Origin of the sequence: Edaphobacter sp. HDX4, assembly GCF_036877565.1 — a bacterium.
Lineage (GTDB): Bacteria > Acidobacteriota > Terriglobia > Terriglobales > Acidobacteriaceae > Edaphobacter.
The window spans coordinates 33600-50548 of record NZ_JAEDXW010000003.1 but is presented as its reverse complement, the minus strand read 5'-3'; the positions used below and the strand labels follow the sequence as shown (position 1 = coordinate 50548).

Genomic DNA, 16949 nt, shown 5'->3' with positions numbered 1-16949 from the left:
GTTAACAGCGTTCTCAAGTAAAGCCTGCCGGTACTCCCGTATCATCGGAGACGGTACTCCTGCTTCTTCCTTTCCCGACAGGGGCGAGAATAGCGCCGCTGGGGATCGGCTAATACCGCAGAGCTCGACCTCAGCTGTCTCACGGATCTAAGGGCTGGGTCCCTTTTAGAACGGAGGAACAACCTTTGAACCTGCTCGTTCTCAACAGCGGATCGTCCTCCATCAAATTTTCGATCTTCGCTGCATCAAGCGGCTCGCCCCGATCCCTCTTTGAAGGAGATGTTGTGGGGATCGGCTCGGATAATGCGACCTTTAGCTTCCACCCCACTGAGGAGAAATCCTCGCCATCTCCAATCAACGCTGAGACCCCTCTCGCTGCCATTGCGAACGTCATTGATGCTGTAACTCAACCATCGCTACCCCGGATCGATGCTGTGGGATACCGTGTTGTGCATCCGGGTCCAAAGATCGATCGTCACCTTCGTATCGATGACGCGGTTCTGCGGGATCTCGACAGCGCCGCCCTCTTTGCGCCGCTTCATGACCCCTCAGCGGTCGAGATTATCCGCGAGACCATGGCACGCCTCCCTCAGATTCCTCATTTCGCCTGCTTTGACACGATCTTCCATCAGACGATGCCGGACGTCGCCACCATCTATCCAATCCCTGTCAAATATCACGAGCAGGGTGTGCGTCGCTACGGTGCTCACGGCCTCAGCTGCGAGTCTGTGGTCGAGCGGATGCGTCGTTATCAACATCCGATTCCTCCGCGAATGGCGATCGCCCATCTCGGTAGCGGATGCAGCGTCACAGCTTTGGTAGACGGCCGCTCTATCGATACGACGATGGGCCTCACTCCAACCGGGGGAGTTGTGATGGGGACGCGCCCCGGCGACCTCGATCCGGGACTGATTCTCTATCTTCTTCGCCAACAGAAGGGTGATCGAGACGAGGCGGTCAACGCTGTTGAGCAACTTCTCAACCGCAACTCCGGCATCGCAGCACTATCAGGCCTTCCCAACGATATGCGCAACACGAGAAAAGCCGCAGAAGAAGGCAATTCTCGCGCCAAGATTGCTATCGACATATTCACCCGCAGCATTCGCAAGGCCCTTGGAAGCTTCAGCTGGATCATGGGCGGCCTTGATACGATCGTCTTTACCGGTGGCATCGGCGAACACGACCCGCAGAGCCGCGCCGGTATCGTCGCAGGGCTCGAACCTCTCGGAATGGTTCTCGATGCTCGACTAAATGTCGGTGAAAACAGAAGCCCCGAGAACCCGATCCAAAAGATCTCAGCATTAGACTCAGGGACAGATATATTGATTATCCCCGCCCAGGAAGACTGGATGATTGCCGTACACCTTCAGCGCATGATGGGAAAAAGCTAACGCGCTAAGCTTGTACTCCCCCGGCCAGGAAATCGCACCCCAAACCAAAGGAGATTCGAGGATATGCCGACAACGCGCTCCGAAAAACCGAAGAAGTCCGGCGAAGGGACTCTAAGCAGCGAAGAGTTGCGCAAGATGGACGCCTACTGGCGTGCCTGCAACTATCTCTGCGCAGGGATGCTGTACCTGCAGAACAATCCTCTTCTGCGCGAACCTTTGAAGCCGGAGCACATCAAGAATCGCCTCCTCGGTCACTGGGGCTCAGATCCCGGGCAGACCTTCACATGGGTTCACCTCAATCGGCTCATTAAAAAATACGATCTCGATCTGATCTATGTCTCGGGTCCCGGCCATGGTGCGCCAGCGGTTCTTTCCAACTGCTATCTCGAGGGTGTTTATTCAGAGATCTATCCGGATAAAAGCCCTGACATCTCTGGCATGCAGAAGTTTTTCAAGCAGTTTTCTTTCCCCGGAGGCATTGGAAGTCACTGCACCCCCGAGACACCGGGCTCCATTCACGAAGGCGGCGAGCTCGGTTACAGCCTTTCGCATGGCTTCGGAGCTGCCTTCGACAATCCAGACCTGATTGTGACCGTCGTGGTTGGCGATGGAGAAGCTGAGACCGGACCTCTCGCTACCAGCTGGCATGCGAATAAATTCCTTGATCCTGTTCGTGATGGAGCGGTTCTCCCGGTGTTGCATCTCAATGGTTATAAGATCGCCAATCCTACAATCCTTGCCCGTATCTCGCACGAAGAACTTGAAGCTCTCTTCCGTGGCTACGGCTGGACCCCTTACTTCGTCGAGGGTAACGATCCCGCGATCATGCATCAGTTGATGGCTGAAGCTACTGAGCGGTGCATCACGGAAATTCGTGACATTCAGGCACAGGCTCGCAGCAAACCGTCCAAATCGCCCGAGCGGCCGCGATGGCCGATGATCGTTCTACGCAGCCCAAAGGGCTGGACAGGTCCCAAGGAGGTCGACGGACATAAAGTCGAGGACTTCTGGCGCGCGCATCAGATACCGATCGGCGACCCCAAGACCAATCCCAAGCACCTCAAACAGCTCGAATCATGGATGAAGAGCTATAAGCCGGACGAGCTCTTTGACAAAGAGGGTCGTCTCATCGAGGAACTTCGTGAGCTTGCTCCCCAAGGAACTCGCCGCATTAGCGGCAACCCTCATGCTAATGGCGGTCTTCTGAGGAAACCTCTCGATCTGCCTGACTTCCGTGACTATGCCATTGAGGTGAAGCAGCCTGGACAGGTAGAAGTCTCTTCAACCTTCACGCTTGGGGGATTTCTGCGCGACGTCATGCGCCGGAACATGACCAGCTTCCGCGTCTTCGGCCCCGACGAGACAGCTTCCAATCGTCTGCAGGCGATCTACGAGGCAACTTCCAAAACCTGGATGGCAAACATACTGCCAGCCGACGCCGACGGCACAGACATTGCGCCGGATGGCCGGGTGATGGAGATGCTCTCCGAACACACTCTCGAAGGCTGGTTTGAGGGTTACGTACTCACCGGGCGTCACGGTTTCCTGTCCAGCTACGAGGCCTTCGTTCACATCATCGATTCCATGTTCAACCAGCACGCCAAATGGCTTGAAAAGAGCAAACTTGAGCTCCGCTGGCGCGCTCCCATTTCATCGGTCAACCTGCTGATTACCTCCCTGGTATGGCGGCAGGATCACAATGGGTTTACTCACCAGGACCCCGGGTTTGTCGACGTCGTCGCGAACAAGAGCCCGCATGTCACTCGCATCTATCTTCCTCCCGATGCCAATTGCCTGCTCTCTGTTGCCGACCACTGTCTGCGCAGTACAAACTATGTCAACGTCATCGTTGCAGACAAGGCACCGCACCTGCAGTATCTCAGCATGGATGAGGCCATCAAGCACTGCACCAAGGGAATCGGTATATGGGACTGGGCATCCACGGATGCAGGCTCAGAACCTGACGTGGTCATTGCCTGCGCAGGCGATATTCCAACGGCCGAAGCGCTTGCGGCAACAGCCATCCTGCGGGAGCACTGCACGGACCTGAAAATTCGTTTTGTCAACGTGGTCGATCTGTTTCGGCTTATGCCTGAAAGCGAGCATCCTCATGGACTTTCAGAGCGCGAATTCGACTCTCTGTTCACTCTCGACCGTCCAGTCATCTTCAACTTCCACGCCTATGCATCGCTGATTCATAAATTCACGTATCGACGCAGAAATCATGACAACATCCATGTCAGGGGCTATAAGGAGCAAGGCAACATCAATACGCCTCTCGAATTAGCCATCATTAACCAGATTGATCGCTTCGACCTCGCCATCGATGTCATTGATCGTGTCCCAAGATTGCAGTCGACGGCCGCCCATCTGAAGGAGTGGCTGAAAGACCAGATCATCGAGAGCATCAACTATGCGCACGCTAACGGCATCGATCGGGAAGAAGTTACTGCATGGAAGTGGCCCTTCTAGCTGAATCAGAAAGAATCCTGCCTCCCGCCCACCTGGCATCCTCGGGTGGGCGTGTTTTGTTCTACAGGCGCCTGCTCCGATCGCAATTCCTCATAGGGCAAATGGATAACCGGCCTCTGCCATCAACCGCATGGACCTGCAAAATATGTGTCGAGGGGAGAGGGACTTCATTTACATTTGTCTCTTAATTGTCAGAAGATTGTCATTCCTCAATCCTCGGGCGTAGATTCGCAGCTTTCGTGAGCAACAATACGACCATGATGCCGAATGACAAGTTCGCGATAGATGCCAGAACTCCTGAGTTTAGTCCTGCTTTGGCCGGCAAGCAGATACTCGTCGTCGAAGATGATCCGCGAATGCAGAAGGTCCTGCACAGGATGTTCCGCGAGCAGGGCTATGGAGTTACACTCTGCGACGATGGGCAACTCGCGCTGGAGACCTTCCGTTCCACCCGGCCCGCTGCGGTGGTGCTTGACCTCCTTCTCCCTAACGTCTTTGGACGCGATATCTGCAAGATGATCAAGGGCGAACGTCCGGAAATTCCGGTGATCGTGGTTAGCGCTGTAAGCGAGGTGGCAGACAAGGTTCTTCTGCTGGAGCTCGGTGCGGATGACTACGTGACTAAGCCCTTTAGTCCTCGCGAACTGATGGCCCGCGTACAGGCAGCATTGCGGCGACGCCATACGCCCGCGGCCACCGTAACCTACTCTTTCGGGAACTGCCAGATAGACTTCGCAAAGATGAGCGCCCACTGTGCCGACAAAGCAATATCTATGACGGCGCATGAGTTCAAACTGCTGAAGTACTTCGTGGAGAATCCAGAGAGGGTTCTCAGCCGCGAGGAGCTTCTCAACGAAGTCTGGGGATATCGCTCCTATCCTACGACTCGCACCGTGGATAATCACATTCTGAAACTCCGGCAGAAGCTGGAACCGGACGCAGCCGAACCCCGCTATCTTCAAACCGTTTATGGCGCGGGTTATAAGTTTGTTCCCTGAGAGTACATCCCGTGCTAAACGATCGTCACGGCCCCGGCGTTAGAACCCGCGTCCTTCTTCTGGCCTCTCTGGTCCTCATCATTGTTGCCACAACCACGTCCAGCCTCTTCATCATCCGCAACACTCTCCGGCAGCGTGCGCGCGAGATGCTGGCCACAGAACTCCAGCACTCCGCCTCCACCTTTCAGGACCTTGAGGCGCGCAGACTCGCGTCTCTGGATCGCGAGAACGCCGTGCTGGCCAGTATTCCTAGCCTCAAAGCCCTCATGACCACCAGCGATGCCGCCACCATCACGGACAGCGCGGTGGATTTCTGGCGGACCAGCGACAACGATTTATTTGCGCTGGCCGATCCCGACGGCGTTATTCTCGCCGCAAACGCCGAAAACTCCGACTCAAACCTGCTCAAGCGTGAACTGCAGAAGACGATCAGTAACCCGGCAAGGCATTATCTGATTAGCGGGGGTCATCTTTATGCGTACTCAGTTCGACCTCTTTATTTCGGAAACCAGAAGACCGGCACGCTTCTCGGTTACGTCATCAACGGTTATGCGATCGACCAGCAATTTCTCCTGCAGATCGGCCGGGGTGCCGGATCCGAGGCTGCGTTTATCACTCAGGACGGAATCGCCGTAACTACGCTGCCGCCGGAGCAGAAGCATGCCCTGCAGCAATCCCTCTCTTCCCTGAGGAGCAGCAATGAGGTGATACTGCAGGCTGGCCGTGAACGCTTTCTGGCAATCAGCCGCGACCTCACGGCCGCAGCCGGCCACCCGTTACGGCTGGTGATCATGCAGTCGTTTGATGCAACCGATCGAGCTGAGCGTGAGATCAACAAGCTCGTCTTCCTCAGCGGCCTCCTCGCCATGTTTGCCGGAGCCGCGCTTATGATTCTGCTGGCACGCATGTTGACCCGACCGCTGGAGGCTCTGGCTGCCGGGGTAAGAGCCTTTGGCGAAGGAAATTCCATATATTCTCTTCCGGAAGATGGCCCCCAGGAGGTCCGCTATCTCAGTCTCGTCTTCGCACAGATGCGAGATGAAATCCAGAAGACCAATCGAGCTCTGCTGGAATCGGAGCGCCTCGCAACCATCGGTCGCATGGCAAGCTCCGTCTCGCATGACCTGCGCCACTATCTTGCGGCGGTCTATGCCAATGCGGAGTTTCTCGCCTCTCCACTACTGCCAGCCGATGAGCGAGCTGAATTGTTCGAGGAGATACGCCTGGCGGTAAACGGCACAACGGATATGCTGGATACCCTCCTCATCTTCGGACGAACCGGCAGCGGTCTGCAACGGCTTCCGATAGCCATGAGCTCCGTCCTCGATCGTGCCGTCGCACTCGTGCGTACGCATCCCGATACCGCAGGTATCGACTTGCGGCTAAGCGCATGTTCCGCAGATACGACCGCTTCGCTCGACCCCAAACAAGTCGAGCGGGCGCTCTATAACCTCCTGCTCAACGCCTGCCAGTCCGCCCGTCAGAGCAGAGACGGACGCGAAGTCATCGCATTCGTCAGCGCGGATGAGTCTAATGTGAGCGTCACGATCACAGACAGCGGTCCGGGCGTGGCCGAAAAAATTCGCGAAAGCCTATTCGATCCCTTTGTAAGTCAGGGAAAACAGAAAGGCACCGGCCTCGGACTTACTCTGGCATGGAGCGTAGCGCGGGAGCACGGCGGCGATGTACAACTGGTAAGCAGCATCCCTGGAGAAACCGTATTCTGTCTCACGGTCTCCCGTCAGACATCGCAGGACCCTACTGTCAACCGGAGTCATTCGTTCACGCCATGATCTTCCGCCTGGAATACGACAGTTCACGGTCGAGATTCTGGCCACCCCGGATCTCCATACCCCTTCTCCTGTTCGGTCTGTCGTCAATCCTGGTTCACCCTGTACCCTCCTTCGCTCAAGCACCGACGGCTTCACAAGAGACCACTCAGGACAAGGTCAGCAAGCTGACCGCTGCCATCCAGCAGATTCAGTCCCAGATGAACTCCTATCAAACGCAACTGCAGAACTTGCAGAAGCAGTTGAACGCAGTTCAGCAAGAGCTGGCTGCGGAAAAAGCCCATGCCGTTTCCCCAACGCCGGCGGCCCATGTTTCTTCTGAGGTACAGCCCGGCGCAGCACCCTCCCAGGCATCATCAGCATCGCTCGAAGAAATCCGAGAGCGGCAGGCGATACAGGAATCTCAGATTGCCACCCACGAGCAGACCAAGGTTGAGACAGAATCTCGATACCCATTGAAAGTGACAGGACTCATCCTGTTCAACGCCTTCGTAAATACCGGTCAGGTCGATATACCCGAAGCTCCAACCTATGCCATCCCCGGGAGCGGAAGCACCGGGCTCTCACTTCGTCAGACCGTACTGGGTCTCGACGCACGTGGGCCGCGTCTGCTGGGAGCCGCAAGCGACGCCGACGTGCGGGCCGATTTTTTCGCGAATGAGGCACAATCGAACTATGCAGCAAGCGGTCTTCTGCGATTGCGTACTGCCCACGCAGGGTTGAACTGGGATCGAACTCGCGCCTTCGTTGCCCTTGACCGCAGCCTCATCGCACCCTACACGCCCAGTTCTCTCGTTGCCGTCGGTGAACCTGCACTTGCCTGGAGTGGCAATCTTTGGACGTGGATCCCCCAGCTCGGCCTGTCGCATCAGATCCCCATACATAGCTCTACGCTGAAAATCGCGGCGGGCGTTCTCGATGTCCCCAATCCTCCCCTGCTCGCTACGAGCACCGTCACCCCCTCCAACGTCACGCAAGCCCAGCGGAGCCGCTGGCCCGGAATCAACGGCCGCATAGCCATTGGAAAGGGAAGCGGAGACGAAGGCCCCGAGCTTGGGATCGGAGGATACTTCAGCCCACACATGACGGCAAATAACGTCCGTTACAACGCATGGGCAGGCAGTATGGATCTGCGGCTGCCACTCGGACCGCGCTTTCAGCTCCTCGCAACCGGATATCGTGGACAGGCCTTGGGTGGCCTCGGTGGGGGAGGATACGTCGATTACGTCTTTGAGTATCAACCGAACGGAAGAGTTCTGTATCCGCTGGATGACATTGGTGGATGGACGCAACTCAAATTCAAAGCGAACGAGCGCCTTGAATTCAACGGAGCTTACGGGATCGACAATCCGTTCTCAAACGATATTCGCATGAGCCTGACCACCTCTCCGACGCAGACGTACGCCGGCCTCGGCCGCAACCGTACCGCCTCCGGCAACGTGATCTATAGTCCAAGCTCGTACCTGCTCTTCTCCCTCGAATACCGAAAGCTATGGACGAACTTTGCTTCCGGAACCTTGAGCACGGCCGATGCCATTGGTTTCGGCGCGGGATATCGCTTCTGATGCTTCAGCGCGTCCACGTCCGAATCTTTGTTTGCATGGTCGGTCTCTCTTTCTTCGCATCTACGGTCTCTCGCGCTGCCGATGTCTCCGCGCATCTTGCTGCCAAGCGGACAGACTCAGATACGGTGCCCGCAGCAGTTATATGGCTCAAGCCGGTTCACGAGAGCGCTTCCAACGCACTCCCTCCCGAACACTTCACCCTCACCCAAAAGAACAAGACCTTCATTCCACATCTTCTGGTTGTTCCACTCGGTAGTAGCGTCGCATTCCCGAACACGGATCCCTTCTTTCATAACGTGTTTTCCCTCTTTGATGGCAGGCGATTCGACTTAGGACTCTATGAGGCAGGCTCGACCCGAAGCGTCGTCTTCTCTCGCGAAGGGGTCTCTTACATCTTCTGCAACATCCATTCCGAAATGAGTGCTGTCGTCATCACCCTCACCACCCCGTTTTTCAGTGTTGCCGACCCGAACGGGCGATTCCAGATCACAGGTGTTCCGGAGGGAGACTACGACCTGCACCTCTGGATCGAAGGCCGCCAACAAAACGCTCTGGAGAAACAGCCTCGGCGTATTCACCTTGCAAGCGGTCGCCTCGATCTTGGGGAGATCGATGCCGGCCAGCCGGAGCAAGTGCCACATCGAAACAAATTCGGGCGTCCCTACGACGTCGACTCGCACCCGATCTACTAATCCGCTCACGTACAACACCTGACAGGCGGATTCGCATCGAAGCAGGAAAAGACAGAGCTAACGGGCCTCTCCATTCAATAAGTAATTCTCTGTCTGGCACTCCCCAGAGGGATTCTCCTCATGCAGAAGCTTGCATCCCTGATCCGGCCAAAACTGGCGGCCATCGTCGCCATTGCATTTGTAGCGCTACTCCTGTCTGCAGGGATCCACAGTCGTGGAACTGTGCCAGCGGCGTGGAATATGCTACACATCCCGGCCAATACACCCCTCTTCTCCGATACCAGGGGAATCACCCACGCTATCGACTGTGTGGTTCAGGGGCAGGATCCGTACAGGGTCAACCGTTGCGATCCCTGGCATCGGCTCTATAACTATCCGCCTATATGGTTGCTCGCTCGCCATCTGGGGATCACATCCCAGAGTTCAAATGCCATCGGCCTTCTCTTTGCCGTCGCGGCAATCACCGCTTATATCCTGCTGCTCAACTCTCGATCATTGCTGACCGGAGCTATCGTCTTTCTTGCAATCGCATCCCGATGCGTTCTGCTCTCCATCGAGCGCGGAAATACGGATCAGATCGTCTTCTTTGTTCTGGTCTTCGGATTTTTTCTCATCTATCGCCAGCGTCCGGAGATACGCGCCCGAAGTCTCAGTGTTCTCCTAGTGGCCCTCACCATTCTCAAGGTGTATCCCATCGCCGCTGTGACTATCTTTTTGCGACGCAAACGAGGGTGGAAACTTGCGCTTCTCACCGCAGGGGTAGCAGCAGCGGCTCTTCTGGCTACCAGCGGCCGCAGGCTCGCGTTTGTCATCGCGAATACTCCGCGAGATCCCGACACATCGTTTGGGACATTCCCTTTCTTCTTGACTGTCAGCCGACACACACTGCAATCGCTCGCTCCGCTATTCGCAGACCACCGCGCAGCCGCTCCTCTCGCAGCACTTGTCATCGCCAGTATCGGGATGTTCTGGGGCGCTCACGTCGGCACAAGGCTGGATCACGTGCTACCTCCGCTTGATCTCACACGCACGCGCGCTGCAATCGCGATTGCCTGTATCTCCATCTATTCCTTTGCGTTCCTTGCGGGCTCCAGCTACGACTACCGCCTCATCTACCTGATGGGTGCGCTTGCATGGCTTGTCGAGGATTTGGACAAGAGAAGAGGGCTGCGGTCCCTCCCGGCAACACTCCTGATCCTTGTCCTTCTCTGGAAGCCGTTATACCTATCCCTGACAGGTGAGCTCCTCGATGGACTTGTCTTCCTCATGAGCACTGCTTGGCTCGGGAACACGATATTTTCGCAGCGCACGGAAGATTCGTCGCAACTGCACTCTCCATCGCAGCCGGCGCCCCAAAAACATCCTTTTGCGGCGCCGACCGCCTGAACTCCCGGATACGTCGCTCCTTTTAAGCTACAAAATCTCTATCAGGAGTTCTTCCTGCGCCCGTAACCAGTCCTGATCGTGGAAGCCATGTTGCTGACCACGTTCCAGGAATAAGAAGTAGGCTCTTTCAGCAACCTGCGCATGAGTCGGCTGGGAACGCTGCTTCGGTTCCGCTGCCGCTGCTGCGACAGGCTGACTTGGCGCGGGATCTCCAACTGCTTTGGCGGGTGCCTTCTTTTTCGCAGCAGGCGGCTTCGGCGCTGCTGCATTCGTTTTCTTTTCGACCGGACCACCATCCGGGGCGGCAGAAGCCGTTTTCTTTGCGGGGGCTTTCCGTGGCTTCTTCTTTTCGTCTTCGACACTCATCGCAAACTGTCTCCTTACCTGAGAAATCTTCGCCACAACGTGCCGGGCTGCTTCTAGTCTAGTAGACGCGGCGCCGATTGCGCGCATAACCCCATCCATCATCGATCAAAATCAACTCCATGCCTCTCTACCCACCAGCAGGGATTTCCTCCTGTTTGCGGAATTCCCTCCGGCAGAAGCGAACGCGTGCAGCGGATCTCAATCGCTCCATCGGGATAATATTCCTCCTTGTTTCCTTTGAGGGAAGCAACGACGAAGCGGTTGACTGACACGACCTTATAACCTCCTCCGGCGAGATATCTTCCCTGCCAGATCAGCCAGTCCGAAGCCCAGACCGCTGCAGCTATCATCAGGATCCATACAACAACGCGAGTCACAATCCTTAACATTCCGGTTCTCCGAACGCAGTCTGTCGGCCTTCGCCGAATCCCGTATCTCTTGAAAATAAATGGTCAACGATATTGACAACCGGAGACAGCCAGAATTTCCTTGCACCATGCGCGATAAAAGACTTCTGCCGGGTGTCTTATGTCTCTGCCTGTCTTTCGCGGCCGGCAACTCACTCACTCCCTTGGCACGGAACACCGCCGCCTTGGCAGGGCTCGGAATCTCGATGCCAAGGACACGATCCAGGGAGGCCGGGATGTCATCTATGAGATCCTCACGGATCTCAACATGGAGAAGCTGGAAGCAAATACGAAACTCTTTCTTGCGCTTAAAAAGAGAATTCATGAGAGCAATAAGGCTCTGGAGCAGATTAAGGAACGGATCAACGCCATCACGAAAAACATCTCCACGGCTTCGAGCGTCATTGCGGCCATCAGCAAGGTGCTGAGCATTGCACCGATGGTCTTGTAGGCTCCTCGATCCTCATTCCGCAAAAAAGTGCAGCTGCCTCGGCCCTCATGCGCTCTGCGGGGTCGTCCTCCGTCTCCCTATAATGAATACCGGAAGGTAAGCTGCCGAATGGGTCTCTTCAGAAAGAAAGTCAAGCAGGAACACAAGGTTATGCTTCAGGCCGAACGGGCCGGCGGAGCTCTCTTGCCCGAATATCACGGCCTACGCCCGAGTGTCCTCATCCTGAGCGCTGGCACATGTATGACTCCATGACCGCCGAGGCCGAGGTGCTTGAATTCCTCTATACCTTGGTGACGACCATCAAACCTACTCTTGTCGTCGAGACCGGATCCTTCCTCGGAGTCTCCACGCTTTGGATCGCAAAGGCACTCAAGGCCAATGGCTTCGGCCGTATCGTCTCTTGCGAATACGATCCTCTTGTCTATGCCAAAGCGAAAGAAAAGATCGCCGCCTCCGGGCTCCAGGAATGGATCGAACTACGCAATGAGTCATCGCTAGAAATGAACATCGACGGCGTGATCGACTTGTTCTTCTCCGACTCGGATATGCCCATCCGCGAAGCAGAAGTTAAGCGATTTCTCCCGCAGATCCGTCCGACCGGGCTGATTCTGATGCACGATGCCAGTTCGCATCTGAAGGTCGTGCGCGATGCTGCAATCAAGCTGGAGTCCGAAGGCTTGATTTCCTGCATCCTATTACCTACGCCGCGAGGACTCGTTCTCGCTCAGAGAAAAGAGGGACGCTCCTGAAAGCCTACGTCCATCTCACTCGATTCTCTTTTCTCTAGAACTGCAATTCCATTTAGAAAAGGAGATCTCCATGGTGCGACGTGTTACATCCTGCATGGCAGCAGCCTTACTTCTCGTCTTGACCGTCCCCGGCTCCACACCCTCGTTTGCACAACAAGTTCAGCAGGCTGCGCCCATGTCGCAGGAAGACGGGATGCGCATCGTTAACGAGGTGCGGAAACAACTCAGCAGCCTAAGCGACTATAGCGTCTTCGACTGGATCACCTTCGGTTTTCGTGGCAGAACCCTGGTTCTCAACGGTTATGCTTCCCGTCCCATACTCAAAGACGATGCCGAACGGGCGGTAAAGAAGATCCCGGGAATCGACGGCGTCGATAACCAGATCAAGGTACTTCCGCTCTCACCCAACGACGACCGTATCCGTGCCGCGGTTTACAACCGCATCTACACCCAGAGCGCCTTGCGTAAATACAACGCCAATCAGGGATCACTCGCTCAGGCGTTGGGTCCTGGCGGCCGAAGCTTCGCGATGATGTCCGGTGGCATCACCAATGACCCGCCAATCGGCTATCACGCCATTCACATCATTGTGAACAATGGTCACGTCACCCTGTACGGCGTTGTTCTCAATAAAACCGATGCGGACATCGCCATGATGCAGGCCAACTCTGCCCCGGGAGCCTTCAGCGTCGACAATGAGCTGGTCGTCGAAGGTACCAATCCAGGGCAGGAGCCAAAATAAGCAGCACGCCAGGCACTACTCTGTGCGCAACGCCTGCATCGGGTCCACACTCGAAGCTCTCCATGCAGGCGCTGCACTGGCAAGTGCAGCCACTAACAGCAGCAGCGTAGCCATGACGGCAAAAACTGCAGGGTCCAGAGGTTTGGTCTGGTACAGCAGCGAACGAATCACATACCCCACAGCGACACCTCCGCCGATTCCCACAGCAAGCCCCACCCCCACAGGTCGCAGTCCATCCCGCAGCACCAGCCCCAGCACCTGTCCCCGCTGAGCGCCAAGCGCAATGCGTATGCCGATCTCCGGAACTCTTTGCGTCACGACATACGACAGAACGCCGTACAAGCCCACACCAGCCAGCAGCAGCGAAAGCCCCGCGAAGATCAGCACCAGCGATGCGGAGAAGCTCTGGTTCACGGTCGACTCACCGACAATCTGCGGAATCGTCAACACCTCGACGATAGGCAGCTGAGGATCGACGGTGGCGATCTCCTTCTGGATCGCGATCGCATAGTTCAGTGGATCGCCGGACGTGCGTGCAACCAGCGTAGACCTGTAACCTGTGACGCCGGAGAAGACCGGATAGTACATCGTAGCCTTCGTCCGCTCGCCGGCGCGCCACAGTGTATCGCCAACCACGCCGACAATCTCGTAGGTCCTCTTCTTGTTCGTGATGTCGGTACCCATCACGACGGTGCGTCCAATCACATTCTCGCCCGGGTAGTACCGCTTCGCCAGCTCTTGCGTGACGATGACCTTGTTCGATTGATCCAACCGGTCATGTTCGTTGAACACTCTTCCCGCAATCAGAGGAATGCCGAGCGTCGCAAAGTACGCAGGGTCTGCATACCGGATCATCGCATCGGGTTGTTTGTTCGACTCGTAGTTCGGACGCTCCGGAATGATAAAGACCTGGTCGCCGTCCCAACCGGCTCCGGGCACTGTCGAACCCAGGCCCACCGACTCTACTCCTGGAATGCGCCTCACGCGCTCCAGCAAAGACTGAGAAAAAGCCAGGCTCTGCTCCGGTTTGGTATATAGCTCCTGCGGCAGGTTGTATCTCAGCGTCAGCAGATGATCGCTGGCGATACCTAGATCCGTCGTCCGCAACTGGACAAAGCTCTTCAGCAGCAATCCCGCCGAGAGCAACAGCACAACCGTAAGCGCAATCTCGATACTCAGGAGAGTCTTCCGGAGCCGGGCCCGCGACACACCCACTCCCGCTCCGCGAGAGGTATCCTTCAGCCCCTCTAGAACTCCCCTCTGTGTTGAAGAAAGTGCAGGCAGCAGTCCCGCGACGATCGCGGTTAGACCCACGATGCCAAACGTGAACAGCACGATCACCACGTCGACGTGAATGGACGCCGCACGAGGCAGACCGCGCCAGTGCAGCTTCAGCCATGCCGTTCCCGTCAGCGCCAGCAGCAGCCCAATCGCCCCTCCGCAACCGCATAGAATCACCGTCTCCGTCATCTGCTCCCGCAGCAGTGCGAAACGGCCTGCCCCAAGAGCACCGCGAATCGCCATCTCCTTCTGCCTTGCAGCCCCTCGCGCAACAAGAAGGTTCGAGACGTTCAGACATCCGATCAGCAGCATGCACGCCACAGCCGCCATCATCATCAACAGCGGTGTCTTCACATCCTTCACCACATCATCGATCATCGGGCGCGACATGGCATCCTCTGCCACCGGTTGGCCCGCATACTGTTGGTGCATCCGGTACTGCAGCGCGCTCACCTCCTGTGTCACCGTCTTGAGGCTGACACCCGGCTTCATTCGCGCGACCACGTAAGGATAGTGATTGTCGTGCTCATGTAGCTGCTCTGCGGTCCTTCCGTCCGAGTAAGGAACCCACACCTGCGTTCGCGCATCGGGATACACAAACCACTCCGGCAGCACACCAACGACCGTGTAAGGCCTCGCAGCCATTCGAACCGTCTTTCCTACAATCGAGGCATCCCCGCCGAAGCGCCTTTGAAAGAAGCTCCATGTCAGTATGGCGACATGGTTATCTCCGACCCTGTCTTCGTCTTCACGAAAGGTTCGGCCAAGCGCAGGCGTAACTCCCAGCAGCGAAAAAAGATTCCACGTCCCCTTCTGCGCCGCCACCATCTCTGGCATCTCTCCATGGTCGCCAGTGACAGTTAAACTTGAGTAGTAGTACGAGGCCATGTCTTCGAATCCATGCGTGTGCTCGCGCCACTCATAAAAATCGCCGGGAGAAACGGGATTGTATGGATCCCCCGACGTGCTGGCGCGCCAATGCTCGTACACCATCACCAGTTTGTCGGGATCCTGGAAAGGCAGCGGTGACAGCAGCACGGCGCGCACCACCGTGAAGAGGCACGTCGTCGCCCCAATGCACAGCGCCATCACCGCAACAGCCGTCACGGTAAATCCCGGCGCCCGCATCAACGCTCGAACCGAAAAGCGAAGATCGCGCGCCAGCGTATCCAGCCAGCCCCAGTTCCAGCCGCGCCTCGCCTCATCCCGCAACAGTGCCGGATTGCCAAACTCTCGCCGTGCCGCTCTGCGAGCCTCCTCCGGCATCGCTCCCATCCGTATGCGCTCGGCCTCTTCCTGTTCGAGATGAAAACGCATCTCTTCATCCAGCCGGGCCGTCTCACTCTGGCGGCGAAAGAGCGTCGCCGCCGATCTCCTCACGCGATCCAACCAGCGCATACTGCCTCCTTTGGGAACTCAGCTCTCAACCACCAGATCGATCGCAGCGGACAGCCTGGACCACATCTCCCGCTCCTTCTCGAGCTGCGCCCGCCCAGCCGCCGTCAGCGAGTAGAACCTGGCCTGCCGGCCGGTCTCCGTCTCCGCCCACTTCGACCGGATCCAACCCTGCTGCTCCAGCCGTTGCAGCGCCGGATACAGCGAGCCCTGCTGGACCTGCAGCACATCGTTCGAGATCTGCTGAATCCTTTTCGCAATCGCCCATCCATGCTTGGGTTCGAGCGAGAGAGTCTTCAGAATCAGCAGCCCCAGTGTTCCCTGTACAAGATCATTCGGTCTTCCCATGTGTAGAACATCTACACAAGTGCGTTGTAGATAGTCAACACATACCTACGCAGCTCTCCCCACCTGGGTTCCACAAAAATCAAACTAAAGGTTGAAGAGTTCTTTCAGCCGCTTGGTCTGTGCCCGGCTGACCGGAATCTCGGTCTTCTTCGGATCGTCCATCCTGAGCTGGTAGCTGGACTTGAACCACGGCACCACCTCACGAATATGCTGTATGTTCACTAGGAAGGATCGGTGCGCTCTCCAGAATGCCTCTGGATCGAGCTGATCCTGAAGTTCCTCGATCGTTCGGCAGTTGGAGTTCCCCTCCACCGTAGGCGTCACCACCGTGATGGTTCCTTCGTCGATCGTCGCAAAGCAGATCTCTTTCTGATCCACCAGCAGCAGCCGATTCTGCGTTCGGACGATGACCTTGCCGGTATTTGCCTTTACGGCAGGAGCCTGCGACGCCTGCTCTCCCATCAGCTTTAACAGAGCATCCAGCTTCGATTCCGTATCTCCCGCTGTCGCCGCATTTCCTTCAGGGCGGTCCTCCTGGCTCATTCGGCTCTGCGCCTTCTCCAGAGTCTGCAGCACCCGCTTACGGTCGAACGGCTTCAGCAGGTAATCGACCGCATTCACCTCGAACGCCCGTACGGCATATTGGTTGTAAGCGGTTGCAAAGACCACCTGCGGCAGCGGAACCTTTCGGTCCAGAAGCTTCTTAAGGACCCCGAAACCATCCAGCCCCGGCATCTGCACATCCAGGAACACAACATCCGGCCTGTGCGTCCGTATCAGCTCGACAGCTTCGATTCCATTCGTACCTTGTGCAAGGACTTTTACTCCTCCGGCCCCCTCCAGCAGATATTGCAATTCCTGCCTTGCGAGTGGTTCGTCATCGATGATGAGTGCCGTAAGAGACATTTTCGACAGG

General features: G+C 56.7%; 15 protein-coding genes. 10 read left to right on the top strand and 5 right to left on the bottom strand.

Going from position 1 to position 16949, the window contains the following annotated elements:
- The first annotated feature begins 185 nt into the window (after positions 1–185).
- The 7 genes from JAO29_RS04470 to JAO29_RS04440 all read left to right on the top strand — a co-directional run bounded on the left by JAO29_RS04470 (position 186) and on the right by JAO29_RS04440 (position 10294).
- Entirely contained in the window at positions 186–1391 is a 1206-nt protein-coding gene (locus JAO29_RS04470) for an acetate/propionate family kinase (RefSeq protein ID WP_334266984.1), read from the top strand.
- A 63-nt stretch (positions 1392–1454) separates the two neighbouring features.
- A complete protein-coding gene (locus tag JAO29_RS04465; protein WP_334266983.1) occupies positions 1455–3863 on the top strand; it encodes a phosphoketolase family protein in 2409 nt (802 codons plus the stop codon).
- Positions 3864–4102: 239 nt separating this feature from the next.
- On the top strand, positions 4103–4861 hold the full coding sequence (locus JAO29_RS04460; RefSeq protein WP_334266982.1) for a response regulator transcription factor: 759 nt from the start codon (positions 4103–4105) through the stop codon (positions 4859–4861).
- A gap of 11 nt (positions 4862–4872) precedes the next feature.
- Positions 4873–6654, top strand: coding sequence for an ATP-binding protein (locus tag JAO29_RS04455; RefSeq protein ID WP_334266981.1), 1782 nt, complete (start codon positions 4873–4875; stop codon positions 6652–6654).
- Positions 6651–8216: a hypothetical protein gene (locus tag JAO29_RS04450; protein WP_334266980.1), complete on the top strand. Its 1566-nt coding sequence runs from the start codon at positions 6651–6653 to the stop codon at positions 8214–8216. Before JAO29_RS04455 ends, JAO29_RS04450 begins: the two co-directional genes overlap by 4 nt.
- The gene (locus JAO29_RS04445; protein WP_334266979.1) at positions 8216–8908 is read left to right on the top strand and encodes a hypothetical protein; all 693 of its coding nucleotides are present in this window, start codon (positions 8216–8218) and stop codon (positions 8906–8908) included. Before JAO29_RS04450 ends, JAO29_RS04445 begins: the two co-directional genes overlap by 1 nt.
- 120 nt (positions 8909–9028) lie before the next feature.
- The gene (locus tag JAO29_RS04440; protein WP_334266978.1) at positions 9029–10294 is read left to right on the top strand and encodes a hypothetical protein; all 1266 of its coding nucleotides are present in this window, start codon (positions 9029–9031) and stop codon (positions 10292–10294) included.
- Positions 10295–10321: 27 nt separating this feature from the next.
- Here JAO29_RS04440 and JAO29_RS04435 read toward each other — a convergent pair whose 3' ends face one another.
- Entirely contained in the window at positions 10322–10660 is a 339-nt protein-coding gene (locus tag JAO29_RS04435; protein ID WP_334266977.1) for a DUF2934 domain-containing protein, read from the bottom strand.
- 98 nt (positions 10661–10758) lie between these two features.
- Positions 10759–11049 (bottom strand): hypothetical protein, encoded by a 291-nt coding sequence (locus JAO29_RS04430; RefSeq protein WP_334266976.1) that lies wholly within the window; start codon positions 11047–11049, stop codon positions 10759–10761.
- Between the two features lie 139 nt (positions 11050–11188).
- Here JAO29_RS04430 and JAO29_RS04425 point away from each other — a divergent pair, with 139 nt between their 5' ends.
- The 3 genes from JAO29_RS04425 (at position 11189) to JAO29_RS04415 (ending at position 13009) form a co-directional block, all read left to right on the top strand.
- Positions 11189–11518, top strand: a complete 330-nt coding sequence (locus JAO29_RS04425; RefSeq protein WP_334266975.1) for a hypothetical protein — start codon at positions 11189–11191, stop codon at positions 11516–11518.
- Between the two features lie 236 nt (positions 11519–11754).
- Entirely contained in the window at positions 11755–12267 is a 513-nt protein-coding gene (locus tag JAO29_RS04420; RefSeq protein WP_334266974.1) for an O-methyltransferase, read from the top strand.
- A gap of 70 nt (positions 12268–12337) precedes the next feature.
- The gene (locus JAO29_RS04415) at positions 12338–13009 is read left to right on the top strand and encodes a BON domain-containing protein (protein ID WP_334266973.1); all 672 of its coding nucleotides are present in this window, start codon (positions 12338–12340) and stop codon (positions 13007–13009) included.
- Between the two features lie 15 nt (positions 13010–13024).
- Here the strand turns inward: JAO29_RS04415 and JAO29_RS04410 are convergent, their stop codons facing one another.
- From JAO29_RS04410 to JAO29_RS04400, 3 genes are all read right to left on the bottom strand, one after another.
- Entirely contained in the window at positions 13025–15688 is a 2664-nt protein-coding gene (locus JAO29_RS04410) for an ABC transporter permease (protein WP_334266972.1), read from the bottom strand.
- An 18-nt stretch (positions 15689–15706) separates the two neighbouring features.
- Positions 15707–16033, bottom strand: a complete 327-nt coding sequence (locus JAO29_RS04405; protein WP_334266971.1) for a PadR family transcriptional regulator — start codon at positions 16031–16033, stop codon at positions 15707–15709.
- An 84-nt stretch (positions 16034–16117) separates the two neighbouring features.
- Positions 16118–16939 (bottom strand): LytR/AlgR family response regulator transcription factor, encoded by an 822-nt coding sequence (locus JAO29_RS04400; protein ID WP_334266970.1) that lies wholly within the window; start codon positions 16937–16939, stop codon positions 16118–16120.
- Positions 16940–16949 lie beyond the last annotated feature (10 nt).

Bases quoted from the DNA above. Each gene is read 5' to 3' on its own strand.
- JAO29_RS04415 (WP_334266973.1), top strand. From the start codon at position 12,338: ATGGTGCGACGTGTTACATCCTGCATGGCAGCAGCCTTACTTCTCGTC.
- JAO29_RS04440 (WP_334266978.1), top strand. From the start codon at position 9,029: ATGCAGAAGCTTGCATCCCTGATCCGGCCAAAACTGGCGGCCATCGTC.
- JAO29_RS04400 (WP_334266970.1), bottom strand. From the start codon at position 16,939: ATGTCTCTTACGGCACTCATCATCGATGACGAACCACTCGCAAGGCAG.
- JAO29_RS04410 (WP_334266972.1), bottom strand. From the start codon at position 15,688: ATGCGCTGGTTGGATCGCGTGAGGAGATCGGCGGCGACGCTCTTTCGC.
- JAO29_RS04445 (WP_334266979.1), top strand. From the start codon at position 8,216: ATGCTTCAGCGCGTCCACGTCCGAATCTTTGTTTGCATGGTCGGTCTC.
- JAO29_RS04405 (WP_334266971.1), bottom strand. From the start codon at position 16,033: ATGGGAAGACCGAATGATCTTGTACAGGGAACACTGGGGCTGCTGATT.
- JAO29_RS04435 (WP_334266977.1), bottom strand. From the start codon at position 10,660: ATGAGTGTCGAAGACGAAAAGAAGAAGCCACGGAAAGCCCCCGCAAAG.
- JAO29_RS04465 (WP_334266983.1), top strand. From the start codon at position 1,455: ATGCCGACAACGCGCTCCGAAAAACCGAAGAAGTCCGGCGAAGGGACT.
- JAO29_RS04425 (WP_334266975.1), top strand. From the start codon at position 11,189: ATGTCTCTGCCTGTCTTTCGCGGCCGGCAACTCACTCACTCCCTTGGC.
- JAO29_RS04420 (WP_334266974.1), top strand. From the start codon at position 11,755: ATGTATGACTCCATGACCGCCGAGGCCGAGGTGCTTGAATTCCTCTAT.
- JAO29_RS04450 (WP_334266980.1), top strand. From the start codon at position 6,651: ATGATCTTCCGCCTGGAATACGACAGTTCACGGTCGAGATTCTGGCCA.
- JAO29_RS04430 (WP_334266976.1), bottom strand. From the start codon at position 11,049: ATGTTAAGGATTGTGACTCGCGTTGTTGTATGGATCCTGATGATAGCT.